Here is a 25,768-nt window from a genome sequence, read left to right as displayed (position 1 = left end):
GAGATTCCGTAACACCGGGGGAGATGTGTCCAAGTTCTTACGTGAAGCTGCTGCTTTTTGTGCGCTGCTGCTCTTCGTAGGCTGTTGTTCTTTGTGAGCTGCTGTTATTCGCCTAGAAGTCCCGCGAGAGAAAACTAGTTGGAGCAGTCAGTGCCACGTTGGTCCAGTACGTAACAGGGATGATAGTGGTGAATCTGGCGATATCTCCTCGTAGAAACTCTGGTCCGCGGGTGCCCTACGTTTCTCTTGCCGGCCGTTTTCTGGAACAATTCAGTTCATGGATCTCATTATTCTTCTCGTCATTCTTGTCATCTTTGCTGCCCCCATGTTCTTGATGCAGCGTAAGCAAAAGAAGCAGATGGAACAGCTCCGGAGCATGCAGGGGCAACTGCTTCCCGGCGATCACGTCGTGACCACCGCTGGCCTCCATGCTCTCGTTCATCTGGTGGACGAGGATGAGGTGGACCTCGAAATCGCCCCTGGTGTCATTACCCGCTGGGAGAAGATCGCCATTGTGAAGAAGATTGAGGACTCTACCGAAGCCGCAAATAATGCCTTCATCGAGTCTCCCAAGACCGAGACGGAGGCCGCTGGTGGTGCAACGGAGCACACCGATGGATACGAGCGCCCACAGAGTTTTGGGTCCGATGCAGGTCGACCCGACGATGGCGACGCGCGCTAACCTCCGAATGGTAACCCCACCATCCCGTCTTGCACGAGCAGGTCTAGTCGGCTCATAGAAATCCGCGTCCGCTTTTAGGAGTCCGCTATTAGGAGCCCGCTAGGACGACCCCGCCTGTAGGGTCCGGTACGTGGGTCCGCTCATCCGGCCCGTTCTACTTGCGCGAGTAGGACGGGTCCTTTATTTATGGTGGAGATTTATGGTGGAGGTATGTGCGGTGGAGGAAAATTGCTTCTCAGCGAGCGTGCAACCGTCTCTCCGGCAGCGAGGCCGGTGTGCTACCCCCGGCGTGACAGTGAGCGTTGCAGCGAGAGAGCCAGCACAAGCGGTGCAGATGACGTCTCTCCGTGTGATGACTGGAAAGGGCTACTACCGGGCGTCGAAAAGCCAGGAAGACAGGGGTGGTGCGTGCGCTTTAGCAGCGCATGTCGTAACATAGACCCGTTGTGCACCCTTCTCTATGAAGGGTAAAACAGTACTACTTGCTAAACGTGGCGCTCACAAGCGTCAGAGATGATAAGTTGACTGGCCATGATACCGGCAACCAGTTCGGTTGCCACAGGTGCACGCCACACCGGGCGCGCTGCTCATGGCTTGTCGTGGAGGATTTACATTGGCGTCACAATCTGAACGCAAGGCCGAACCTAAGGCTCGGCGCACCACGGATTTCGTAGGTCGCTACCCGTGGGGTGCCCTGGGTATCTTCGGAATCATTCTCATTCTGGTGTACTCGCTCCTATTTTTTACACCCGGCGCAAACACGCCGAAGCTAGGCATTGACCTGCAAGGTGGTACACGCGTTACGCTGGTGCCGCAGGGGGGCGAACCTACCCCCCAGCAGCTGGACCAGGCTCGCACGATTCTTGAGAACCGCGTGAATGGCATGGGCGTGTCTGGTGCCGAGGTGGTAACCGACGGCAACACGCTCGTCATCACTGTGCCTGGCGAGGACACAGCACAGGCCCGTAACCTTGGCCAGACCTCGCAGCTGGTTTTCCGCACAGTATCGCAGCCAGCTGCTCCGCAGGTGGATCAGATCATGCCCACCCTGACGGATATGGCTAACCGTTGGGTTTCCTACGGGCTTGTTACGCCGGAAAAGGCCAACGAAGTACTCAAGCAGTACCACGACCTGCTTAACCAGCAGGCTGCTCAAAATGGTGGGGAAGAGGCTGCTCCCGCAACCGGCGAGGCGCCGACCGTAACTGCCGAGCCGTTGCCAGAACCGAAGAACTCCATCGAGGAGCAGAAGCGGCGCGATGAGGTCTTCGACATGATGTTGAAGGATCGTCAGTCCACTGAAGGTGCTACCCAGATGGCCGCAGCAGCCCTCATGGAATGCTCCGAGGAAAACACCCACGACCCGATCGCTGGTGGCGACGACCTGTCCAAGCCACTCGTCGCTTGCTACCCGGAGATGGGGCAGCCACTGCTTCTCGGCCCCTCTCCGCTGTTGGTGGGTGAGCCTGAAGACGGACGTCGCCTGACTGGTAACGAGATTGATACCAACCGCCCGATTAACGGTGGCATCAACCCGCAGACCGCACAGAACGAGGTCGTTTTCACCTTCAAGTCTGACAATGGGGAGACCGGTTCTGAGACGTGGGCCAAGCTGACGCAGGAGTACCTGAACAAGCAGGTCGCTGTCACCTTGGACTCGCAGATTATTTCGGCACCGCAGGTGCAATCGGCCACGCCGGTTGGATCCTCCACCATGATTACCGGTATGAAGAATGAGGAAGAGGCCAAGACGCTGGCTAACAACCTCCAGTACGGTGCCCTTCCGCTGAGCTTCGTCGGTGAGAATGGTGAGCGTGGCGGCACGACGACAGTGATCCCGCCGACACTCGGTGCAGCTTCGCTTCGCGCCGGCCTCATTGCAGGCCTGATCGGTCTCCTCGCCGTCGCCGTTTTCTCCTTGGTCAACTACCGCCTTTACGGCCTGCTGGCAATGTTCACCCTCGTGGCATCGGGCACGCTCGTCTACGGCTCCCTCGTCCTTCTCGGCCGATGGATCGGATATTCGCTCGACCTCGCAGGCGTTGCAGGTTTGATCATCGGTATCGGTACGACGGCCGACTCCTTTGTCGTTCTCTACGAGCGCATTAAGGACGAGATACGTGACGGCAGAACATTCAGGTCAGCAGTTCCGCGTGGTTGGGATCGCGCCCGCAAGACGATTATCTCCGGTAACTTCGTCTCCGTCATCGCCGCGGTGGTTCTCTACATCCTCGCCGTTGGCGACGTGAAGGGCTTCGCCTTTACCCTCGGACTGACGACGGTGTTCGACCTTGCGGTGACCTTCTTCGTCACCGCACCGCTGGTTATCCTCGCCTCCCGGAAGAAGTTCTTTGCTAAGGCGAGCGTCAACGGCCTAGGCAAGGTGTACGAGCTCGTTGAACAGCGCCGTGCAGCCGGCGAGCAGCTGGCCGCCGATACCGGCTGGTACAACCAGCGGATGCTTGCCAAGCGGAATGCGGGTGCCACGGATGGCGAATCCGTCTCCGACGAGGACGGCAACATAGAATCAACTGCCACAAGCGAAGCACCGGAATCGAATATGATTGCCGACGACCGTCCATCATCACTTATCACCCTTGAGGAATCCATCGCCAACGAGCCAAAAGTGCCCGAACACCTGCGAGCTCCGCTCCTTGATGATGGCAGCCCAGATGGTTCCCATATCGTGAACCAGGAGGAGAAGTAACAATGACTACTCAGGTACGGGTCGACAACGACGTAACCCCAGAAACCAACCACTCCTTCTTAACGCGGCTGTACACCGGCGAGGGTGGCATCGACTTCGTCGGGCGTCGCAAGCTGTGGTACATCATTACCCTGGTCGTGCTTGCGGTCTGTGCCCTTGGCATCATCTTCCGGGGCTTCACCCTGGGGATTGATTTCCAGGGTGGCACAAAGATGACGATGCCTGCTGCAAACCTGGATACTGCAGCGGTGTCCCGCACATTTGAGGAAGCCACGGGTGTCACCCCAGAAGGCGTGCAGATCGTGGGTGCACAGGATTCACGCATCCTTGAGATCGCGTCCGAGCGGCTTTCCGACGAGCAAATCATGTCTGCTCGGGAGGCTCTGTACACCGAGTTCCAGCCCAAGGACGCGTCGGGCGAAGTCACTCCCGATGCCGTCGGCGATTCTACGGTGTCAGAGTCGTGGGGTTCCACGATCACCAACCGAATGATTGTTGCCTTCGGCGCATTCCTGCTGTTGATCTTCATATACATTGCCATCCGCTTTGAGCGTGACATGTCCGTTGCCGCAATTGCGGCGCTGGGCGTCGACGGTGTCTTCATCGCCGGCTGCTATGCGCTGGTTGGCATGGAGGTCACGCCTGCCGTGGTCATCGGTCTCCTCACGGTCTTGGCCTTCTCCCTCTACGACACTGTGGTCGTGTTTGACAAGGTGCAGGAGAACACCGAGGGATTCGAGCACACCACGCGGAAGACGTATGCTGAGTTGGCTAACCTGGCTGTGAACCAGACCGTCATGCGTTCAATCTCCACGACGGTTATCTCCGCCCTACCGATCATCGCTCTGATGATTGTGGCGGTGTGGCTCATGGGTGTTGGTACTTTGAAGGATCTGGCCGTGGTTCAGCTAATTGGCGTTATTGAGGGCACCTTCTCGTCCGTGTTCCTCGCAACACCCCTTTTGGTCAGTATGAAGAATCGCCAGAAGAAGTTCAAGAAGCACAACCTGCAGGTTGCAGCCGTTCGCGGGACTGACGTTGATGGGGCAACCTACCAAGAGGCCGTTGAGGCTGGACTGGTGAATGAAGATGGTACGGCCGCTGTAGATGAGCATGACGAGGTTGTGGGAGCGAATGGCCTTCGTCCCACAGGAGTCAACTCTGAGGATGCCGAGCGGTTTAACACCCCAGATGGTGAGACTTCGTTGGGCGCTAGCTGGCGACCAACGCGTCGTTACTAGTAGCGCTCCTTCGATCGCACGGCGAGGCAGATCACCGAAAACCCTCGTGCTGGCGCAACAACTTGGTCGGAGGCAGACCACTCAAAAGTCATAATTCGATTTAGACCCCGCGCGGGAGTCCGGTTTTACGAACTCCCTCGCGGGGTCTTGTCATCGCTGATCACGGTGCCGCCTGTTGCGCATCGTGAGCGCCCATAGAACGCCTGTGCTTATGAGACGCGCGTCAATCGCTGTCGCGTGAGTCTTGTGGTTGGCATTGGAAGGGCAGCAGAGCTGCAATGCGTGCCTAGGTGAGAAAAAGGTTTCGCGACTGTGCGAGATCATTCTGCGTGATTTTCCTTCGTTTCCTCCAGCGACAGCAGCGATGGTCGGGAGAGAGGTGAGCGGAGCATTAGCCAACAGCCTGAAATGATGGGACAGATGTTATCTAGCGTTAATCAAGTCAACGGCATAGAATAGTCAGGTACGCCTCGCCTACGTTCAGGCGGTGCTTGTAAAGCGGGGTGGGTTTGGGTCTTAGGGTGCGACGCAGCTCGTCGCACGAGGTGAGTGAAGGAGATTTACGTGACAGTACGCAGAGCTATCCGAGCACTCGTAGCAGCGGTGTGCTCGGTAGGGCTTCTCGCATCCTGCTCATCCGGTGGGAAAGATGGAAATGATGAGAAAATCTTTTCCTACTTTGTCCCCGGGGACGTCGTGACAACGAACTCAGCAAGCTATATCGGTTTCCTCACCGATTCCGCACTTGTCAGTCCGCGCCTTTTCCCCGGTGTTTTCGTGCACGGCCCAGCCGGTCAAATGATTCCGAACCGGGATGTAGCGACAGCACAGCTGCTTCCCGGGGCCAAGCGCCAGGTCGTGTACACCATTTCGGATACAGCCACCTTTTCCGATGGGGTACCTCTGACATGCGATGACTTCGCCCTCGCAGTGCAGGCCGGAAAATTCCCGGAAGTTTTTGACTCCCACCTGCCACTTATGGAGCAGATCGAGGGAGTTAAGTGCCAACCTGGAGCGAAAGAATTCACGGTCGTGTTCCATGAGGGACAAGGGCAGCGTTGGAGGAACCTGTTCCGCTCAGGCACCGTTATGCCAGCCCACGTTCTTGCCACGAAATTTGGTCTCACGGAGGCGGATTTCCTTGCACGTGTGCAAAGTGGCGACGTCGCACAGATGCAGGAGATCGGTGATGCATGGGCACAGGACTTCCGCGTTGATAACTTTGACCCAGCCGTACAAGTTAGCTTCGGCCCGTATCGTATCGAGCGCGTGACTGAGGGCGGCGGGCTCGTGCTGGTCGCGAACGAACACTACAACGGTGATGCCCCCGCGATCTCCCCACTTGTGATTCGTCCACATGGCGGATCCACGGGTGAGTTCCACGAGTCGGGGGGAGTCATCGGTATCGCTGACGTTCCGCGTGTGGCTGATGCGTCATGGACGGATAAGAAAAGCGGGTACGCCGTTGAGCCAACGAGCGGGAAACTGATAGACCAACTTGTGCTCTCGAAGACCGGAATTTTTACTGCGCCTGAGGATCGGCAGGCGTTCGCGGCCTGTATTAACCAGGAGGCAGTTGCACAGCAGTCAACCAGCGTATCTGGGGTCCCCGTGACCCCTCTTGGAACCCGGTTGTCCTCTGCCGAAACCCCTACAGCGATCGCTACTCAAGATATAGGTGCGGCACATATGGCCGTTGACCTCCCGCTGGCAGAGCGGCTTCGCGGTAAAACAATTCGCGTTGCATACGTGGGTCCGAATGAGCGATATGCCACGATGGTGGAGGCGATTCGTCAATCCTGTGAGCCGGCAGGAATTACCGTCGTCGATGTATCAGCGGATTTCGACCCACAAGCCGCGACTATTGAGCCCCCAACTGTCGGTGATGCTGCAGCGGCGTACCCCACCGATGCAGGGATTGTCCCGGAGCAACCCGTCGAGCCACCGCTGACCACGTACGCGGCGGGAAATTACGCTACAGCATCTGGCGCTGTCGTTCCGCCGATGGCGGATGCCTTGCTTATAGCAGTGGAGCCGGCGTTTGAATACGGTCACGTTGCGGCATCGACGGAGGATCAGGAGGAAGTGAGGAAGGCAGAAGAGATGCTGTGGCAGGAAGTGCCGACCATTCCACTGTCCTCTCAACCCCGAGTATTTATTATGGATACGACAGTAGACAATGTAGTGATCGGAACGACCCGTTCCGGGATCGGCTGGAACATGGACCGCTGGGCCAAAAGGAGCTAAATAACTCATGACATTCAACACCGCGCGCGAGGCTCTCGACGAGCTAACACGGCATGTACCGGGTTTTCCTGAAGAAGGAGTCGTTTTCGAGGATCTGACACCTGTCTTTGCCAACGCTAAGGCATTTACGCTCGTCATCGATGAGCTCGCATCGTTTTCTCAGAAGCTCGGCGGGGAGGTTGTTGCGGGACTGGATGCGCGAGGCTTCCTTGTTGGCTCTGCCGTTGCCTACAAGCTCGGACAGGGGTGTCTCGCCGTGCGGAAGAAAGGCAAGCTTCCGCCACCGGTCATCACTGAGGAATACACTCTGGAATACGGAACGGCAGCGCTGGAAATCCCGGCGGAGGGCATTGACATCCAGGGTAAGAAGATTGTGCTTATCGACGATGTTCTGGCAACCGGTGGGACTCTCATGGCCGCCACCGAGCTTGTTCAGCAGGCTGGTGGGGAAGTTGTCGGTTACGTAGTCATTCTTGAAGTGGACGGTCTCGGTGGCCGCGAAAAGCTCGGAAATGCTCCACTTCTGGTACTTTCCGTAGACGGCGAGTAAATTTTAATAAATGGCAGGTGAATCAAACAAGCAGCGTCCGCGACGGAGTATGTCCGCCCGCCTGGCAAAAAGTCTCACGGGAGGGTGGTCGAGGGTCGACCCGGCTATTGAGCCACTGCTATCTATTCACCGGAAGTTTTACCCAAAGGCTGATGCCGATACCATCGAGCGCGCCTACCATACCGCCGAGCGCCTTCACGAGGGTGTCCAGCGGAAGTCCGGAGATCCGTATATTACGCATCCGCTGGCCGTAGCAACCATCTCTGCAGAGATGGGCATGGACACGACAACCGTTGTCGCCTCCCTCCTTCATGACACCGTGGAGGACACAGAGTACACCCTCGAGGACCTCACTCGAGATTTCGGGGCTGAGGTTGCCAAGCTTGTCGACGGTGTCACGAAGATCGATAAGGTCGCCCTCGGTGCGGCTGCGGAGGCTGAGACAATCCGCAAGATGGTCGTCGCCATGGCTGATGACCCGCGCGTGCTTGTGATTAAGGTTTCGGACCGACTTCATAACATGCGTACGATGCGCTTCCTGCCTCCAGAGAAACAGGCCAAGAAGGCGCGCCAGACGCTGGAAGTCATTGCTCCACTCGCGCACAGGCTCGGGCTGGCGAGCGTCAAATGGGAGCTTGAGGATCTATCTTTTGCCATCTTGTACCCCAAGAAGTACGACGAGATCGTTCGCCTTGTTGCAGAGAGAGCTCCTGCGCGTGACCGCCAGCTCAAGGAAATTATCAGCGCCGTAAAGAAGGAACTGAAAGCCAACCACATTATCGCTGAGGTTGTCGGTAGGCCGAAGCACTACTGGTCTATTTACAAGAAGATGACCGATCGTGGCCATGACTTTAACGAGTTGTTTGACCTCGTGGGAATCCGGATCCTCGTGGATACGAAGGCGCTCTGCTACGAAGCCATTGGCGTCATGCATTCGCTGTACCCCGCGCTACCAGGACGCTTTAAGGACTATATCTCTAATCCCCGCTATGGCGTGTACGAGTCGCTCCACACGACGCTACTCGGCCCCAACGGTAAACCTCTCGAAGTGCAAGTGCGTACGCATGAAATGCACTATCAGGCGGAGTACGGCATCGCCGCGCACTGGCGTTACAAGGAGACTAAAGGAAAGCACACGGGTGGCCAGGCTGAGGTTGACCAGATGGCCTGGATGCGTCAACTGTTGGACTGGCAAAAAGAGGCGAGCGATCCGAACGAATTCCTCGATACCCTTCGCCATGACCTAACAGCTAAGCAGATTTTCGTCTTCACACCGAAATCTGACGTTGTGAATCTACCTGCAGGCTCGACCCCGATTGATTTCGCTTACCAGGTGCACACGGAAGTCGGACACCGCACTATCGGTGCCAAAGTAAATGGCCGGCTGGTAGCTCTGGAGACAAAGCTCAACAATGGCGACAGGGTAGAGGTGTTCACCTCTAAGGATCCCGACGCGGGTCCCTCCAAGGACTGGGAATCATTCGTCGCTTCGCCACGTGCGAAGACGAAGATCCGCCAGTGGTTTGCCCGCGAACGCCGCCAGGAAGCCCAGGAAACTGGCAAAGAAGAACTCACGGCTGCAATGCAGCGATCGGGATTCCCACTTTCCAAGGTCTTCACGGAAAAGACCGTCAAGACGGTTGCTGAGGACCTGCACTACAACGACGTTGCACCGATGTTTGCTGCAATCGGGACGGGGACAGAATCCGTCGCTCACGTGGCAAAGCGACTCATCGCACTTTTCGGCGATGAAGAAGAGCCGATCGATCAATCAAAGAGCGGTGAAGCCCTTGCGGAAGAGCTCATCGCTGCTGGCCCTCGCATCCACCCGACGGATAAGAAAGGCAATGATGCCGGGATCCTCGTTGAGGGCGACCCAGATATTGCTGCAAAGCTTGCCCGGTGCTGTATGCCCGTTCCTGGCGACGCGATCTTTGGGTTCATCACCCGTGGCGGTGGCGTTTCCGTTCACCGGACGGACTGCACGAATGCCGCTCAGTTGAGGAAAGAACCCGAGCGCTTAATCAACGTCACCTGGGCAAGCCAAGGACAGGGAGTTTTCTCCGCGACTCTGCAGGTGGAAGCTCTCGACCGCGACAACCTTTTGTTTGACTTGATGAAGGTGGTCAGTGATCAGAAGGTTTCGCTTCTAGCCACGTCTTCTCACTCCAGTGACGACAACGTTGCGTTCTGCCGGTTCTCCTTCCAGGTTTCGGATACCAAACAGCTTGGTGCCCTCATGTCTCAGCTGCGCAACGTGGAAGGCGTGTATGACGTGTATAGGCTCACTTCTGGGGGATAGGCCAAAACTAGTTCTTGAATTCCTAAAACGGGGCACCTGGCCCTTTAAATTGCCGGACCTTCAGGTGAGGAAATTCTGGAATGGCGTTTTGGCCTGAACTCTCGCGGAAGGAATGAAGGAAATAGGTGCGTTCGAAGCAGCAGATTTGAGGGATCTGTAAACCGTCGCAACTGAGGTTTTGTTGCCGGTCGATTCTCCCCGTTGCTACTAAAAGAGGAGAAGCTTTTTAAAGAAGAAAAGGCACCTGCCAATTAACAGGTGCCGAAGTTACTTTCTTAAAGCGCGAGAAAGGCTACTTGATGAACTTCTGAGCGGTGGTGTAGATAGCGAAGAGCGCGCCAATCGCCGCAGAGATAGCAGCAATGTAGGAGGAGATATCCTTGATGACATCGAGCGGCTTCTTGTAGTTGCACCTGGTGTTACCGGCGGTCCACATGAAGTCGGCCTTGCTGCTGGCGGTGTCGCAAACTACCTTGCCATCCTTGTCGTATACGATCTGCTGGGCGAGATCGCCATCCTTGTCAGGCTTCTGGTAAAGCTTGAAGACTTCCTGCGAAGAACCTTCACCCTGGGTGATATCGCCATGGTACTTGTAGCCCGACGGCGGGTTGATAGTAGTGGTGTTATCGTCGGCGAGTGCGGCGGTCGCACAGCTAAGTGCAACAGTGGAGGCTGTGGCAACGGCTAGAAATTTACGCATACGTCGATAATAAACGGACGGTGGGAGTTACGCAAGGCAAAACAGACAATTGGGGAGAATTTGAGGTGGTTGAAAATGTCAACGACTAGTTCGGTCGTGACGGTTTTGCTTGGTTTCAGGAAATTAGTGTTTCAGAGTTAGCGACGAGTCCTTAAGGTAGAAGGTGAACTGTCGTTAGGGAATTTTGTTGTTTTTGCTTTGCAAACGCAAATGATTGACCTGGTGTACATAAAAGGAAAGAGCACGCCGAAGCGTGCCCTTTTGGAGTCTTGAAACGTTTGACTACTTGATGAATCGGTTGGCGTTGTTCACGATCCCCATTACAGCGGAAATAACCGAAGAAATCGAAGTGATGTAGTTAGTAATTTCCTTGATCACTTCCAAAGGAGTGCGGTAGTGGCACCGACCGTTGCTTACAGTAAACATGAAGTCGTTGATACCGGGGTTCAGAGTATCGCAGACAACCTTATTGTCCGGGCCGGTAACTCGAGTTTCCTCAAGCTTCCAAGGCTTCTCGTCATTCCAGCCAAACTCATAGTCGTAGGCTTCATCGGAGGAACCGAGCGGAATAGTGGTGGGCTTTTCCCAGTCCAATGCAGATGCTGGAGAAACGAGGCCGAATGTGAGCATTGCAGCCGTCGCTGCGGCGAAGATAGATTTGCGCATATCAAAATTCCTTACGTGGAAGTCGAAAATATGTCTGGCTTGGGGCGAGCTGTTAGCCAGCTCTGATCTCTCAAAGGCTTCCGAGAAATCTTCTGGCTGAAAGTATAGACGATAATCCGCCCGCTGTGCAGTAGCAATGAACAAGTTTGTATCGCAACGGTCAAATTCGGTGGAGTCAGGTACCAAAACGAACGTTTGGTGCACACCTGAAATTCCCTGTGTAAAGTCTGAGCAATTGCAAAAGCGCCATTCTTCCCGAAAGCGGGGGAAGAATGGCGCGGGGAAAAGTGGTTCAGCAAGCGGCCTTTACAGCTAGTTCACCTGCGCGGTTTCAATACGAACCTCTTCAGCCGGGGCGCCGTCCGAGCCACCGGTCTTTGTGCCCTTCGCAGCGATGCCGTCGATTGTTGCGAGGCCTTCATCAGAAATCTTGCCGAAATAGGTGTACAGCGGGGGCAGCGGCGAATCCTTGTAGTTGAGGAAGAATTGGGATCCATTTGTGCCGATACCTGCGTTCGCCATCGCAATAGTGCCGCGCTGGTAGTTCACGGGCGAGGACTGATCTTCTGCTTCGTCGGTTGGGTACTCGTTGGCGAAGTTGAAGCCGGGGCCGCCGGCACCGTTACCAGTGGGGTCGCCACACTGCAGCACGTAAATGCCGTTTGTAGTGATGCGGTGGCAGACGGTGTCATCGTAGTAACCGTTAGACGCGAGATGGGTAATCGCATTTACTGTGCACGGGCTGACAGAGCGGTCAAGGGTCATCGGAATGTCACCCTGGTTGGTTTTGAGAGTGACGTTAACAGTTCCGGTAGCAGGGATATCCTGAGTATTCGGTGCGGAAACTTCCCGTGCAGCGCCGCCTTCTTCGGGGTACTCACAGGTGACAGTCTCCGGCAAAGCTTCCGAACGAGTGAGAGCCAGCGCAGGAGCGGTAACCTCTGGCTCCTCGGTAGCCGTGGTCATTGTAGTGGACTCGACAGTTGTCGTGCTGTCTTCGGCTTCGATCTTTTCACCATCGTCTTTCGTAGCGAAGAAGTAGATTCCCGCCACAACGAGAACGATGACGAGAGCAGAGGCGAGGATCGTGCCCAGCGGGCCGCGCTTCTCCTTGCGCTCTCGTGTTGCGAGATCCTTGCGCAGCTTCTCCAAAGATTCCTCGCGAATCTGCCTATTGTTTTGTGAGTCGGAATTAGACACTAAAAACTCCCTGTCGGCTCAACTGTTAATAAAACTGTATTTCGTGCGCATCTTATCTTAGCCCTTGCGTTACTACGTCCATTGCTTCTGCTGGCGGGGAGAAGAAAACACATGGCGGAGGGCCGCAGTAATCGGGAAAGCAAATGAGCGCACGGGAATAAGGGGGCCGATGGTTAAGTCAAGAGAACTTCCTAGGTCGGACTACCTCTTAGGCCGTTTTGCCTTTCATAGGCAATTTTTCCTTTCATAGGCAATGGCACTTTCCGCCCTTCTCCCAGTTCTCTTCTCGCTGCAACCTGGTCATCAGGCGAAAAGTTAAAGGAAGACCAAACCGAAATTAGGAAAGGAAAATGTGGCTCTGGGGCTCGTGGTGCTCACAGGGTATCTGCATTGACGGTGGGAATTCGCAAACGTACTTATTTCGACTCCTTTGTCTTGGTAGGCTAAAGCCCATGGAATGCAAGATCGCGGTAACTGGTCCTTTTCAGGCCAACACGTACGCTGTCATCGATAACGGTCATGCGACGGTCATTGATCCAGGTATGGGGGCTGCTCAGGTTCTAACGGAATTCTTTGAGAAGGAAAAACTCATTCTGGACTCGGTCGTGCTTACGCACGGCCACATCGATCATGTTCGCGATGCCGCCGCGCTTGCCAACCCTGCTGGGGTGCCCGTTTACTTGCATCCAGATGATTGGTTCATGATGGATGACCCAGCTGCTGGAGTCTCTCCTGAAGCTGCTCGCGCGTACCACGCGGAAGACATGGAAAAGGTAGACGATCTACGCGAGTTGACCGAGGACTCTGGAGCAATCATCGCCGGCCACCAATTCGAGGTCCGGCACTGCCCGGGGCATTCTCCGGGATGCGTCATCCTTGTAAGCGAAGAAGTTAAGTCCGTTTTCACAGGTGACGTTCTGTTCCGTGGATCCATGGGCCGGGTAGATCTTCCCGGTAGCTCACCGGCAGCTATGCGGGATTCCCTGCACAATAAAGTGAGGACACTACCCGAGGACTATACGTGTTTCCCCGGTCATGGACCCGGAACAACAATCGCTGCAGAACTAGAAAACAATCCATACTTGCGGTAGTCCATTGGATAGCCATGTGGCTAAAGATTCACGTGGGTACTCTGTCCTCCTAACGCGGAGGGTTTCATTCAACTACAGAATGATTGAGGTGCTCGAATAGTTATCACTAGCTTGCAGTTACCGGGTGTTATCTCCCCTTGTTTTTCTGCACGCAAGGTTGGTGTTCACAGCGCGTGGCGTTTTCCAGCCACCCTGAATATATAAAAGTGCTGCATGTCGAAGTCGACTTTTTGCGAGCAAAGCTCGCAGTGGGATGGAGGCGCAGGTGAATTCTTTTAGACCGGAGCCAGATCGGCTTGATCCAATTCTTCCGAGAGTAACGTCCGGTTTTCATTGGTGGGCAGAAGGTCGCGTGCCTTTCCAGTCATGCAGTCGGGCCTGTGTTCAGGCCAGTGCATTCCGGCTCAACTGAAATCATGAATGTGGTCGCGGCCGGGGCTAGTCCACAGAGCATAGCGACCAGTTTACGACAACTCGGCCATTTGTGGACTGATCTGCACAGGGGGCCGTCCTTCAGCTTCGGGTCTCGAGTAAGATGCTTAAATGTGACTGACGTATCATTTTCTGCTCCTAAAGGTGTACCCGACTACGTGCCCCCGGTTTCCCGCGAGTTTCTTGCGGTACGGGAGACGTTTACTCACGAGGCTCAGCGTGCCGGTTTCGAGCACATCGAGCTTCCTATTTTCGAGGACACCCACCTTTTTGCGCGTGGCGTGGGCGAGTCCACGGACGTTGTGACGAAGGAAATGTACACGTTTGAGGATCGTGGCGGTCGTTCTGTGACGCTTCGTCCTGAAGGCACAGCTGGCGTTATGCGTGCAGTGATTGAGCACAACCTTGATCGCGGACAACTACCGGTAAAGCTCGTGTACTCGGGCCCGTTCTTCCGGTACGAGCGACCGCAGGCGGGACGCTACAGGCAGCTGCAACAAGTAGGTGTGGAGGCAATCGGCGTAGACGATCCGGCGCTGGATGCCGAGATCATTGCACTCGCTGATCGATGCTACAAGTCTGTGGGCTTGACCGGGTACCGGTTGGATCTGTCAAGCCTTGGTGATGCCGAATGTCGCCCGGCTTACCGCGAAAAGCTTCAGGCTTTCCTCCGCAAACTTCCGCTGGATGAGGAGACCCAGCGTCGAGCTGAAATTAATCCCTTGCGCGTTCTGGACGACAAACGTCCAGAAGTGCAGGAGATGCTTGTCGACGCGCCACTTCTCCTGGATCATCTCTCAAACTCGTCTCGAGAGCACTTTGAGGTAGTAAAGGGGCTTCTCGACGACTTCGGTGTTTCCTACACCATCAACCCGAAGCTCGTGCGTGGCTTGGATTACTACACCAAGACCTGCTTCGAATTCGTCCACGAAGGGCTTGGCGCTCAGTCCGGGATCGGTGGCGGTGGCCGCTACGACGGTCTCATGGCTCAGCTCGGAGGACAGGAGCTTTCCGGAATCGGCTTCGGTCTCGGTGTTGATCGCACTTTGCTTGCACTGGAGGCAGAAGGTGTATCCGCAGGCAGCCCCAGGCGGGTGGACGTGTACGGCGTCCCACTCGGTAGCGAGGCAAAGCGAGTTCTCGCAGGTGTGGTCAATAATCTCCGAGCTGCGGGAGTCAGTACCGATATGAGCTATGGTGACCGTGGGCTGAAGGGGGTTATGAAAGGTGCGTCCCGCTCCGGCGCACGCTACTGCCTCGTCCTCGGCGAGCAGGAGCTCGCAGACGGAAATGTCGCCGTCCGTGATATGAATAACCATGAGCAGGAAACCGTCTCACTGAGCGCGGTGCAGGCATTCCTGGAGGAACGACTCTAGAAAACGCTGCTACTGACAGACAAGAACCGGCCCGGGCGAGTGCGTAGGCCGGTTTTTGTTCGCAGTCCACGAGTACTGGGCGAGCATCGAATGGTTCAGTGTGAGCATCTCAAAAAGCGTGGACCTGTGTGTGCAGGTCCACGCTTTTAGCTGCTGATTTTTACAGAATGCTTAGCACTCGGTGATAGTGACCGGGAGTCCGATGTTGACCGCCAGGCCACCCTTTGAGGTCTCCTTGTACTTACTCATCATGTCCAGGCCAGTTTCCTTCATCGTGACAACCGCATCGTCGAGAGAAACATGGTGACTGCCTGTACCCATGCGTGCGAGCCGGGCGGCATTAATGGATTTCACTGCACCGATCGCATTGCGCTCGATGCACGGAATCTGAACCAGGCCACCGACCGGGTCGCAGGTGAGGCCAAGGTTGTGCTCGAGAGCAACCTCAGCGGCGTTTTCTACCTGGGCGGGGGTGGAATCGTAGAGCTCTGCCAGGCCTGCGGCGGCCATTGCGCACGCAGAGCCGACCTCTCCCTGACAGCCGACCTCAGCACCGGAAATCGAAGCGTTTGTTTTGATGACGATGCCGATGGCAGCAGCGGTGAGGAGGAAGCGTCGAGAAGCCTCGCGGTCGAAGTTGGGCAGGTACGTCTTGGCGTAGTACATCACGGCGGGGATGACTCCGGCAGCCCCGTTGGTCGGTGCAGTGACGACGCGACCACCGGCAGCGTTCTCTTCATTGACAGCCATGGCATAGAGGTTGACCCATTCCATAGCCGTCAGCTGGCCGGCACGCTCAGCGTTTTCGTGCCGGAGAAGCTTCTGATGCAGCGCATAACAGCGGCGCTGAACGCCGAGGCCACCGGGAAGGATGCCACGACCGCGCATGCCCTTTTCGACACACTCAACCATCGTGTCCCAGACAAGATCGAGGTGGTTGTTGACGAACTCCTCGGAACCATGGAGTGCAACCTCATTTTCCATCATGATCTCCGAGATGGACATGCCGGAGCGCTCACACCGGTCGAGCATCTCTGCGCCGTTGGTAAACGGCCACGGGACCTTCACGTCTTGGTCCTGGGTTGCGACACCGCCGGACGTTTCTCCCGGTGCGTCCTGAGCTGCCTTGAGCTCCGAGGCTGACTGGATGAAGCCACCGCCGACCGAGAAGTACGTCTCAGTTTGGTCGGTCGGCTCGTCGTTCTCGTCGAGCACGGTGAAGATCATGCCATTGGGGTGTTCGGGGAGAGCGACATCGTTGAAAATGATGTGGAAGGAAATTTCCTTCCCGTCGATGCTCGTGATCGAACCATGGGTGGGGACGGCTGCGCCCGGCTTAGGGTCGATGTCCAAGGGAACAGTGACCGGCTCATAACCTGCCAGTCCGAGTACGGAAGCACGGTCAGTTCCATGCCCATGGCCGGTGGAGGAGAGAGACCCCCGAAGCTCGATTCTCACGTTGGTGGGGTGGAACTCCTCAGCAAATCGTTTGGCGGCTCGCATCGGGCCGACCGTGTGTGACGACGACGGTCCAATGCCGATGCTAAAAATGTCAACAGCGCTGATGGTCATGATCCCTACTCTAACGGAAAACTATGACACCTCGTTAAATCGAAAAGGTGCCTTATACAGCCTGATGTATAAAAATTCACGTCCCTCGGTCGCGCTGTGAGAAAGTGCCCCGTTAATTAGGTTTCGTTCGGAATCTAGAGAGACAATAATCACATACCGTTATGCGTGCGATGTGGTAGACACCATCCGCTAGTGGGGGCGCTGAATGCTGGACTTGAGCAGAAAATGGTACGGCGTGGCAACACCTCCACGATGTCCGTTGGTAACTGTCGCTTTCTTTCTCTGTGTCGATTCAGTTCTGAGAGCGTGCGGGCTGAGAATTACAGCAACCGTGGTGAACCGGAAGCAACCAGGGGACGATGGGGCCAACAAGATGGGTGATGCAGGAAGGCTCAAGCTGTCAGGACGAGCAAATGGCTTACTAGCACTTACTAGCACAGGTGGCAATGGCTGGGCAGAGTGTCCGTTGATTGCTGCCTAGCGTAGCGAGCACCGGGGACGCCAGGTGACACCGAGCTGGTGCCGGAGAGCTTTGGTTACTCTCCTGTGTGCTTGCGGAGAAGGGACGTGAAACTTTTCGGGTTGGATTCAGTTAACGGGGCAGTTGGCCCGTCTGACAACGGTCCTCCAAGGCCACCTGCGTGATCTCGCTCAGTGACAATTTCGCGTGCGAGTTGTCCGGCGGCGCGGGCAATACGGTGATCGATCGCCTCCGAATGCTCGCCTGCAAAATCTTCCGTCGCGACAAAGACTGCCGTCGGAACAATACGTGCGCGGAGGAAGGAGAACAGCGGTCGCATTGCGTGCTCGAGCATGAGGGAATGCCTGGGGGTACCTGCCGTGGCCGCTAGAAGAACGGGCTTGTCCGTCAGTAGATCTTTGTCCATGACGTCGAAGAACATCTTAAAGAGGCTGGAGTAGCTCGCTGAAAACGTGGGGGACACTGCGACGATGCCGTCTGCGTTTCCGAGAGCTTCGTAGGCGGATGCTAAATCAGCCGACTGCGCACCCGATACGAGGGCTTTAGCCAAATCGACGGCAAGATCGCGTAACTCGATCGTGGTTATGTTGGCCTCCTCTCCGCGAGCACCAACAGCTGCGTTTACTGAGTCGGCAATTCTTTGTGCGACAGAGGAAGTTGTCGAGGGCTGAGAAAGGCCCGCTGTTACGACAACGATGGTGCGCATTGATTAATCATCCTTTCCAGGCAGGACAGCAAAGTGGGGAGAGTCTCTGTGTGCGTCGAGGTACGCGTGAGTGGGTGGGTCGCTGGGAACGTGGTCAGGTCGACGCTCCTCGAATTTTTCCCTCAACACTGGCACTACGTCACGGCCTAAGCGCTCAATCTGATCCAAAACGACATCGAGGGGGAGGCCAGCATGGTCAATGAGGAATAGCTGGCGTTGGTAATCGCCGACCCACTGCGCAAATTGGAGCGTACGGTCAATAACCTGTTCAGCTGTCCCAACGGTCAGTGGGGTAAGTTCCGTGAACTCTTCCAATCTCGGTCCGTGTCCATAGACGGGTGCGTTATCGAAGTATGGCCGGAAGAAGTCTTTGGCTTCTTTCTCTGTATCTGCGATAAATACCTGGCCCCCCAGACCGACGATCGCTTGATCCGCACGACCGTGGCCAAAATGCTCGTATCGCTGCCGGTAAATCTGGACCATGCGAGCTGTATGCTCCTTGTTCCAGAAAATGTTGTTATGGAAAAATCCATCGCCGTAAAATGCTGCCTGTTCAGCGATCTCTGTAGAGCGGATGGATCCGTGCCAGACGAATGGTGGAATTCCGTCGAGGGGGCGTGGAGTTGACGTAAAACGGTTGAGAGGCGTGCGAAATTCGCCTCTCCAGTTAACAATATCTTCGCGCCAGAGCCTGCGCAGCAGATGGTAGTTTTCCACAGCAAGCGGGATGCCCTTGCGGATATCCTTGCCAAACCACGGGTAGACCGGGCCTGTGTTGCCACGCCCCATCATGAGATCGACTCGCCCACCGGCCAGATGCTGAAGGAATACGTAATCCTCTGCAATCTTTACAGGATCGTTTGTTGTGATCAGGGTCGTAGAAGTAGACAGGATAATATTTTTCGTCTGTGCCGCGATGAATGCTAAGTGGGTCGTGGGAGAGGAAGGAACGAACGGCGGATTGTGGTGTTCACCAGTTGCGAAGACATCAAGCCCAACTTCTTCGGCCTTTAGGGCGATGCGGGTCATAGCCTCAATTCGTTCGGCCTCTGTGGGCGTGCTCCCTGTGGTCGGGTCTGGGGTGACATCGCCAATAGTGAAAATTCCAAACTGCATTGTTCTCCTCGTCTCGTCTGGTGTTCACACACATACGTATGCTCACACACATACGTATACAGCGTGCGTGGTGCGGATTCCGGGGCAAGGCATGTAGGCAGACCACGTGACGCGAAATCGCTTCGCCCACGGTGCTATGCGCATCGCGGAGAGTGCGAGCTTCCAGGTTAGGTCAACCTACGTTGCTCTAGGAGATTCAACGCTCGACAGGCGAAGTTATTCCGCCCACGGCGCTACAGTTTCGTGTCTGATAGTTGAACCCGCTCGCTGAAATAAACGAACGGGCCAGTTAAGACACTTAATCGGCAAAAACGTCAAGGGAATCCAAGAGAAGCGCAACGTCTGCTTCTGAGACGACCCGGAGGGGGCGCTCGTCCTTCTTCCCGTGCTCAGTAATGAGAATAATCCGTGGGGGGCGTTGTTTCTTTCCTGCGCGCATAAGAGTCTCAGCTACGTTGTAGGACGTGGCGGTGCGCGGGAGGAAGGCCACACGCTGTGAGTCTCGTGCACGGTCGAGGACATCTTGAACAGATATGGCACTGAGCTCGCCGTCATCGAGGATATCCTCAGCCAGCCACTTGGCAATTGAGTTGGCGGTGAGCACACCAATGAAGGTCCGGCCTTCGTAAATAGGAAACTGGGAAAACCTCGTGCTCCGCAGTTTTGCCAAAACATTGCGCACAGACGTGTCCGGGGCGAATGTGACAACGTCTTTCTGGGGGAGGACCGATAGCGCCAACGGGGGATCGGTGAGGAATGCGTAGATTGCAGAGATATCGTTGATGATGTCTTCGCGTGGATCTGCTACCGGTTCGCCGTGCAGGTACGAGCCGTGGGTGATGGAGTTGCGTAAGTTTGCTGCTGCTTGCAGCGTGTCGGACTGCGCGGGGGTGATGATGCGCTTCTTTTCGCACAACCGAACCATCCACGTGAGTGAATCCGACGGTTTGGCATCAAGCAGGCGACGTATCGTTGCCTCGATATTGTTGAATACCGTCAGAAACACGAGAGCCGGATCCTCGTTTTGTGCCATGGGATGTGGTTCCTCCTTGCCGTCGCGTCGGCGATGTCCGTTGATAGCGACACCAGTAGGAAAAGGGTCCTGTGGTAGTGCACCTTTGGATGGTTAGGGCGAGGCTATCTTTTGCAGACGCCGATCTCGTTAATACTTCAGTTACCTCAGTCTATGCTGAGGTGGCCTGGTATGCAGAGATATCTGCAAGATCAGCGGCGTGTACCCGCTAGATCAGGCTGGCGTTGTTCCTATGTCTCAGTGGGGTAATACCTCTGGAAGTGGTTTCCATAACCCCTGGATCAGGTTGCTTCAATAACCGACACTTTCCATGGTGACTACTGCCGGTCCTCGAGCGAGAGACGGCCTATCCAAGGGGTGCGAGTCCAAAATGGGCGAGTTAGCGAACGAGAAATGGGGATACGCAGCCAGATAAGGATCGGTGCCGTTGGCACACATCGTTGCCTCCGCGCGGAGAAATATCGCCAACTGGTGAACCTTAATACACCGGTAGCGATCGTGGGATGGTGCACCGCACGGTCACTGCAGAGGAGGATGTGAAGGGCACCATAGAGAATGTTCCGCTCAAGAAAAATGCCCCGCTCAATGAACCGTGCCCTTTCAGCTGGAATCGGGTTCTTCCGTCCAACTGTCGGGGCACGTCTCGAGCCAGGGCAGATGAAGTCGGACCGAAAGGTCCGGAACTATGCAATTACTGCTGATATACCCCGCGTTCGAGGAAATCACAGCTAGCCATTGAACCAGTTTCATAGCCAGTCAGGAAAGCCTGTGTACGCTGCTCAGAAGAGCCGTGGGTCCATTGGTCTGGGCGAACTTGGCCGCCGGAACGCTTCTGGATATTGTCATCGCCCACTGCCTTGGTCGACTGAATTGCCGAAGCAACCTGTTCGTTGGTGATCGGCTCGAGGAAAGCATCCTCGCCCTGTGCAGCGTGGTGAGCCCAAATCCCGCCATAGCAGTCTGCTTGCAGCTCAATTTTCACAGCGTTGGAGTCCGCGCCGGGGTTTTCGTAATCGCTGAGGCCCAGCGTTCCCTCCAGCTGTTGGATGGAGTGGCCAAACTCGTGGGCAACGATGTACTCCTGAGCAAATGGATCGCTTGACCCGCCGAGCTGCTCAAGAAGACTAAAGAAACTGGCGTCGAAATAAGCAGTGCGGTCAGCTGGGCAGAAGAACGGGCCTGTGTTAGAAGAGGCCTGGCCACATGCGGTGCTTACCGTCTGGTTGAAGAGGTGGAGACCAGGAGCCTCGTATTCAATACCGGCCTGCTTGGGCAACTGCTCGGTCCAGACCTGGTCGAGGGACTTGGCGGTCCACTCCAGGCGACATTCTGTGTTTGTGTTGGCATCCTCTGCAGTTTTGCAGATGACCTCGCCGTCCGTCGAGGGGGCCGGCGCTTCCTGGGTGTCATAGGTTGATCCGCCACCAGTGAGGCCGCCAAGCAGACCCGGATCGATGCCGAAGAAGAGAGCTACGAGGACGATGAGGAGGCCGCCGATACCGCCTCCAGCGATCATGCCGCCACGTCCGCCACCGCCACCGCGGGATGCTCGGTTGGAACTAGAAGTTAAGCCTTCACGGAATGTCATGCGACTATTCTTTCATGCCTGGTGATTTCAGGCGCGGGTTACCCGTCGCTGTGTGCAGATTTGGGGGTAGCTTTCTTAGTACTGCAAAAGATCGCGGGAGCATTCAAAAAGGGAACCGAGAGAATAGAATCCGACGGTGAGGGGATGCGTCGACAAGCAGTGGGGGATGCGCTGGCGGAAGCTGAAGATGAGAAGAAACCGCACAGGGTCTAGAGGGGTCCACTCCACAGGTGGACCCAGTGCCGTGGCCTCGGCTTGGGAAGAGGCACTGCGAGCGTGCTCCAAGCCCGCATCGTGCCGGCCACAGAAGGGCTCGTGCCCCGTTAATGCCTTCATATAGAGACTGACCTCCACCGTGAGAAAAGGATGCGGGCAGCTCGCAGTCTCTGTTGTGGGTGATACTTATCTGTTGCGCATGCCTGAAACGTCTTGGGGCTCTTCCGTGGCTAGAAGGAATGGGAGCGTTGTAGTGAACGACGTGGGGTTCGTGACTGGGTGCACGGGGCGCGGTGGTGGCGAGTAAACTACCATTCAATGTGTGCCCACCGGCACGAAAGCGTCGATGGCACATGAAAATGTAGTGAATTTATCTTCAGGCGTCGCCGGAACACGGTACGTCAGAACATACATATGGACGAAAGGAAGGCACGACAGGTGCTTCGCACTCATCTAGCAGGCGAATTACGCAAAGAGAACGCCGGCGATACTGTCACCCTGACCGGCTGGGTAGCTCGGCGGAGGGATCACGGTGGTGTGATCTTCATCGATTTGCGTGATAGGAGCGGTCTTGCACAGGTTGTCTTCCGCGAGTCGGAAGTTGCTGAGCAGGCCCACCATCTCCGCAGCGAGTTTTGTATCAAGGTTACGGGCGTAGTTGAGGCTCGCCCGGAAGGGTCCTCGAACCCGAACCTTCCTTCCGGCGACATCGAAGTTAACGTCAGTGAGCTGGAGATCCTCAACGAGTCCGCAGCTCTCCCGTTCCAGATCGACGACCCCTCTTCTTCCGGTGAGGTAGGCGAAGAAACACGCCTCAAGTACCGCTACCTCGATCTGCGCCGTGAGCGCCAGGCCGATGCCCTGCGTCTGCGCTCCAAGGCTAACCGCGCCGCTCGTGCTGTGTTGGACAAGCACGATTTCACCGAAATCGAGACCCCGACGCTTACCCGCTCCACTCCGGAAGGTGCGCGTGACTTCCTCGTCCCTGCTCGCCTGAAGCCGGGCACCTGGTACGCGCTGCCGCAGTCCCCGCAGCTGTTTAAGCAGCTGCTCATGGTCGCAGGTATGGAGCGGTACTACCAGATCGCTCGTTGCTACCGTGACGAAGACTTCCGCGCGGACCGCCAGCCTGAGTTCACACAGCTGGATGTGGAAATGAGCTTCGTTGACCAGGACGATGTTATCGTTTTGGCCGAAGAGATCCTCACCGCTCTGTGGGGCCTGATCGGGTACGAAATTAAGACCCCGATTCCGCGTATGACCTACAAGGAAGCGATGGAGAAGTACGGCTCCGACAAGCCGGATCTCCGCTTTGACATCCAGATCGTGGAGTGCACGGAGTTCTTCAAGGACACCACCTTCCGCGTGTTCCAGAACCCATACGTCGGTGCCGTCGTCATGGACGGTGGCGCATCCCAGCCGCGTCGTCAGCTCGATGCCTGGCAGGACTGGGCCAAGCAGCGTGGTGCCAAAGGACTTGCCTACATCCTCGTTGGCGAGGACGGCACCCTCAGCGGCCCTGTCGCCAAGAACATCACCGACGCCGAGCGCGAGGGTATCGCAGCTCACGTCGGCGCCAAGCCCGGTGACTGCATCTTCTTCGCAGCCGGCGACGCAAAGAACTCCCGCGCTCTTCTCGGTGCCGCACGTGGCGAAATCGCCAACAAGCTTGGCCTCATCAAGGAAGGCGACTGGGCATTCACCTGGGTTGTCGATGCTCCTCTGTTCGAGCCGTCTGCAGATGCAACCGCTTCCGGAGATGTGGCCCTTGGCCACTCCTCCTGGACGGCTGTTCACCACGCCTTCACCTCCCCGAAGCCGGAGTCGATGGATACCTTCGACACCGACCCGGGCAGTGCGCTCGCATACGCCTACGACATCGTGTGCAACGGCAACGAGATCGGTGGTGGCTCCATTCGTATCCACCGTCGTGATGTCCAGGAGCGCGTGTTCAAGGTCATGGGGATCACTGAGGAGGAGGCCCGTGAGAAGTTCGGGTTCCTCCTCGATGCCTTCGCCTTCGGCGCACCGCCACACGGCGGTATCGCCTTCGGCTGGGACCGTATCGTGTCTCTGCTCGGCGGCTTTGACTCCATCCGCGACGTTATCGCTTTCCCCAAGTCCGGTGGCGGAATCGACCCGCTGACCGATGCTCCGGCAGCCATCACGCCCGAGCAGCGTAAGGAAGCTGGCATCGACTTCAAGCCAAAGAAGAAGCAGGATGATACGGCGAAGGAAGCAAAGTAGGACTGCTATAGCTTTATCTAACGCATAGCTTTACTTCGCATGAGAACAGGTGAGCCGGGATCCACGTACGGATCCCGGCTTTCCTTGCGCTCTAGTCACAATCGGTGATCGGGACGCATAGGGAAAGTTCCCATGCTCAGGGGAGCCGGACGATGCAACGTTCCAGCTGCTGTCTGGGAAGCCTGCGGGGGAGGGGATTGTTGTCTTCATTCTCTGCTGGTGCGGAGCTGAGATGCAGGGAAATAAGCGACGGGGTTAGACGGTGACCGGCCATCACACGTCAACCTCCACTCCAATCAGCAGCTGTGCGGTACCCGATATGCAGCTGATTCTCCTCGCTTCGGGGGCGCGTGGCCGCGCGAATGTAAGGTATACATGAAAGAAAGGATAGGGATGCAACCTCCGGACTCGCAGACAAATAGCAGTGCGCAGTACCAGACGCTCGTCGAGAAGGCGGAAGCGCTGTTGTCGCGTCGCTTTGGTGGCCAACAAAAACTCACGGTTGTGGACGACATGTCCAACTCACCAGGGACGACAGTTGTGCGTGTCAGAGTTGCCCCTAATCCGTTCGTTGAGCAGCGCACCCTTGTGGTCAAACAGACGGAGGTTCGGGATCACCCGTACCACCGGTACACCTTCGAGTGTCAGCTTGTTGCCTACCAGTTCTTGACTGCGTTGCCCGAAGATGTACGGCCTGGGCCGATACTGCTCGGCAGCGATGTAGACAGCAGAATTCTTATCATTTCGGATACCGGGGATGCCGACACGTACGCTGATCTCCTCGTTAGCGACGATGAGGATCTTCGTCTTTCCGTGATCCGCAGGCTGGGGGCGACCCTTGGCCGCATGCATGCAGGTACTGCCGGTCACGAAAAGCACTTCAACACCCTTGTCCAACGGATGGCGCACCTGGATCACTCGATCGAGCAGTACAAGTCGCTGCACACCGATTCCCTTCGCGCGGCGGTGGAAGAAGGGACGCGCCTGTTGGGAGAAACAGGGCTCGATGTTCCCTCTCAAGCCACCGAGCTAGCCAAAGATGCGGTTCGACGTCTAAACCAGTCCAATTTTAAGGCTTTTACCCCCTTCAATCTCGCGCCCGACAACATCATCCACGGTGACCGCACGAGCTTCTTGGACTACGAGTGGTGCGCGTACCGTGACGTAGCATTCGACATTGCATGTGTAGCCACGGGGTTCCCACAATATGTGTCCACCAACCCGCTCACTGCAGAGGAAGTTGATGCATTTATTTCCAGCTGGACCGCCGAAATCACGGATGTGTGGCCTTCGCTGGCAGATCCGGAACGGTTGCAATCACGGATTGTGACGGCGATGGTTGGTTGGGCTTTCGGCTCTCTGGCTTATATCCACCACGGCTCGCTCAGTAAGATTATCGAGATCAGCGGCACAGAGGTTCCTCCAGTTCCGGATAGCGGTTTTGCCGTCTTGCGCGCTGATGACGCAGAAATCCAGCGTTTGGTTGAGCTCGGTCGGCAGGATCTGACAGAGACGTTTGCTGCACTCGCCACGTATTCGGGCAAGAGCGACAGGTTCACTGATGTGAGCCGGTTTGCCAATGATTTTGTTTCCTGGTTGCAGGAGCGGTGAGACA

Annotated in this window: 19 protein-coding genes; 10 read left to right on the top strand and 9 right to left on the bottom strand. The window is 56.3% G+C overall.

Annotated features, from left to right (window positions below):
* Window positions 1-277: 277 nt before the first annotated feature.
* From yajC to CGLUCO_RS07020, 6 genes are all read left to right on the top strand, one after another.
* Entirely contained in the window at window positions 278-682 is a 405-nt protein-coding gene (yajC, locus tag CGLUCO_RS07045; protein WP_005394116.1) for a preprotein translocase subunit YajC, read from the top strand.
* Window positions 683-1,271: 589 nt separating this feature from the next.
* Complete coding sequence (gene secD / locus CGLUCO_RS07040; protein ID WP_005389882.1) at window positions 1,272-3,389, top strand: protein translocase subunit SecD; 2,118 nt, start codon at window positions 1,272-1,274, stop codon at window positions 3,387-3,389.
* Window positions 3,390-3,391: 2 nt separating this feature from the next.
* Window positions 3,392-4,630 (top strand): protein translocase subunit SecF, encoded by a 1,239-nt coding sequence (gene secF / locus CGLUCO_RS07035; protein ID WP_084036302.1) that lies wholly within the window; start codon window positions 3,392-3,394, stop codon window positions 4,628-4,630.
* Between the two features lie 564 nt (window positions 4,631-5,194).
* Window positions 5,195-6,877 (top strand): ABC transporter substrate-binding protein, encoded by a 1,683-nt coding sequence (locus CGLUCO_RS07030; protein WP_084036303.1) that lies wholly within the window; start codon window positions 5,195-5,197, stop codon window positions 6,875-6,877.
* A 7-nt stretch (window positions 6,878-6,884) separates the two neighbouring features.
* Entirely contained in the window at window positions 6,885-7,427 is a 543-nt protein-coding gene (locus CGLUCO_RS07025) for an adenine phosphoribosyltransferase (protein ID WP_005389885.1), read from the top strand.
* Between the two features lie 10 nt (window positions 7,428-7,437).
* Window positions 7,438-9,729: a RelA/SpoT family protein gene (locus tag CGLUCO_RS07020; RefSeq protein ID WP_005394105.1), complete on the top strand. Its 2,292-nt coding sequence runs from the start codon at window positions 7,438-7,440 to the stop codon at window positions 9,727-9,729.
* 292 nt (window positions 9,730-10,021) lie between these two features.
* On the opposite strand, the gene CGLUCO_RS07015 is transcribed toward CGLUCO_RS07020, so the two are convergent.
* The 3 genes from CGLUCO_RS07015 to CGLUCO_RS07005 all read right to left on the bottom strand — a co-directional run bounded on the left by CGLUCO_RS07015 (window position 10,022) and on the right by CGLUCO_RS07005 (window position 12,295).
* A complete protein-coding gene (locus CGLUCO_RS07015) occupies window positions 10,022-10,429 on the bottom strand; it encodes a hypothetical protein (RefSeq protein WP_084036304.1) in 408 nt (135 codons plus the stop codon).
* Window positions 10,430-10,711: 282 nt separating this feature from the next.
* Entirely contained in the window at window positions 10,712-11,095 is a 384-nt protein-coding gene (locus tag CGLUCO_RS07010) for a hypothetical protein (RefSeq protein ID WP_232621838.1), read from the bottom strand.
* 312 nt (window positions 11,096-11,407) lie between these two features.
* Window positions 11,408-12,295, bottom strand: coding sequence for a peptidylprolyl isomerase (locus CGLUCO_RS07005; RefSeq protein ID WP_084036305.1), 888 nt, complete (start codon window positions 12,293-12,295; stop codon window positions 11,408-11,410).
* A gap of 452 nt (window positions 12,296-12,747) precedes the next feature.
* Between CGLUCO_RS07005 and CGLUCO_RS07000 the strand changes: the two genes are divergently transcribed.
* Together CGLUCO_RS07000 and hisS are read left to right on the top strand one after the other, a co-directional pair.
* Complete coding sequence (locus tag CGLUCO_RS07000) at window positions 12,748-13,386, top strand: MBL fold metallo-hydrolase (protein ID WP_084036306.1); 639 nt, start codon at window positions 12,748-12,750, stop codon at window positions 13,384-13,386.
* 545 nt (window positions 13,387-13,931) lie between these two features.
* Complete coding sequence (hisS, locus tag CGLUCO_RS06995) at window positions 13,932-15,194, top strand: histidine--tRNA ligase (RefSeq protein ID WP_084036307.1); 1,263 nt, start codon at window positions 13,932-13,934, stop codon at window positions 15,192-15,194.
* Between the two features lie 171 nt (window positions 15,195-15,365).
* On the opposite strand, the gene CGLUCO_RS06990 is transcribed toward hisS, so the two are convergent.
* From CGLUCO_RS06990 to CGLUCO_RS06965, 6 genes are all read right to left on the bottom strand, one after another.
* Window positions 15,366-16,766 carry an L-serine ammonia-lyase gene (locus CGLUCO_RS06990; RefSeq protein WP_005389892.1) on the bottom strand — a complete coding sequence of 467 codons (1,401 nt, stop codon included), beginning with the start codon at window positions 16,764-16,766 and terminating at the stop codon, window positions 15,366-15,368.
* Between the two features lie 536 nt (window positions 16,767-17,302).
* Window positions 17,303-17,953 carry an FMN reductase gene (locus CGLUCO_RS06985; RefSeq protein WP_005389893.1) on the bottom strand — a complete coding sequence of 217 codons (651 nt, stop codon included), beginning with the start codon at window positions 17,951-17,953 and terminating at the stop codon, window positions 17,303-17,305.
* A 3-nt stretch (window positions 17,954-17,956) separates the two neighbouring features.
* Window positions 17,957-19,069, bottom strand: a complete 1,113-nt coding sequence (locus CGLUCO_RS06980) for an LLM class flavin-dependent oxidoreductase (RefSeq protein WP_084036308.1) — start codon at window positions 19,067-19,069, stop codon at window positions 17,957-17,959.
* 298 nt (window positions 19,070-19,367) lie between these two features.
* Entirely contained in the window at window positions 19,368-20,102 is a 735-nt protein-coding gene (locus tag CGLUCO_RS06975; RefSeq protein ID WP_084036309.1) for a CBS domain-containing protein, read from the bottom strand.
* A gap of 691 nt (window positions 20,103-20,793) precedes the next feature.
* Window positions 20,794-21,690: a KPN_02809 family neutral zinc metallopeptidase gene (gene ypfJ / locus CGLUCO_RS06970; protein ID WP_005389897.1), complete on the bottom strand. Its 897-nt coding sequence runs from the start codon at window positions 21,688-21,690 to the stop codon at window positions 20,794-20,796.
* A gap of 75 nt (window positions 21,691-21,765) precedes the next feature.
* Complete coding sequence (locus CGLUCO_RS06965; RefSeq protein ID WP_141759610.1) at window positions 21,766-22,026, bottom strand: hypothetical protein; 261 nt, start codon at window positions 22,024-22,026, stop codon at window positions 21,766-21,768.
* A 318-nt stretch (window positions 22,027-22,344) separates the two neighbouring features.
* Here CGLUCO_RS06965 and aspS point away from each other — a divergent pair, with 318 nt between their 5' ends.
* Both aspS and CGLUCO_RS06955 read left to right on the top strand, forming a co-directional pair.
* Window positions 22,345-24,153, top strand: coding sequence for an aspartate--tRNA ligase (gene aspS, locus CGLUCO_RS06960; protein ID WP_040428819.1), 1,809 nt, complete (start codon window positions 22,345-22,347; stop codon window positions 24,151-24,153).
* Window positions 24,154-24,528: 375 nt separating this feature from the next.
* Window positions 24,529-25,764 carry an aminoglycoside phosphotransferase/choline kinase family protein gene (locus CGLUCO_RS06955; protein WP_005389900.1) on the top strand — a complete coding sequence of 412 codons (1,236 nt, stop codon included), beginning with the start codon at window positions 24,529-24,531 and terminating at the stop codon, window positions 25,762-25,764.
* The last annotated feature ends 4 nt before the right edge of the window (window positions 25,765-25,768 follow it).

This window comes from Corynebacterium glucuronolyticum DSM 44120 (assembly GCF_030440595.1).
Classification (GTDB): domain Bacteria; phylum Actinomycetota; class Actinomycetes; order Mycobacteriales; family Mycobacteriaceae; genus Corynebacterium; species Corynebacterium glucuronolyticum.
This window is presented reverse-complemented; position numbering and strand designations above follow the sequence as displayed.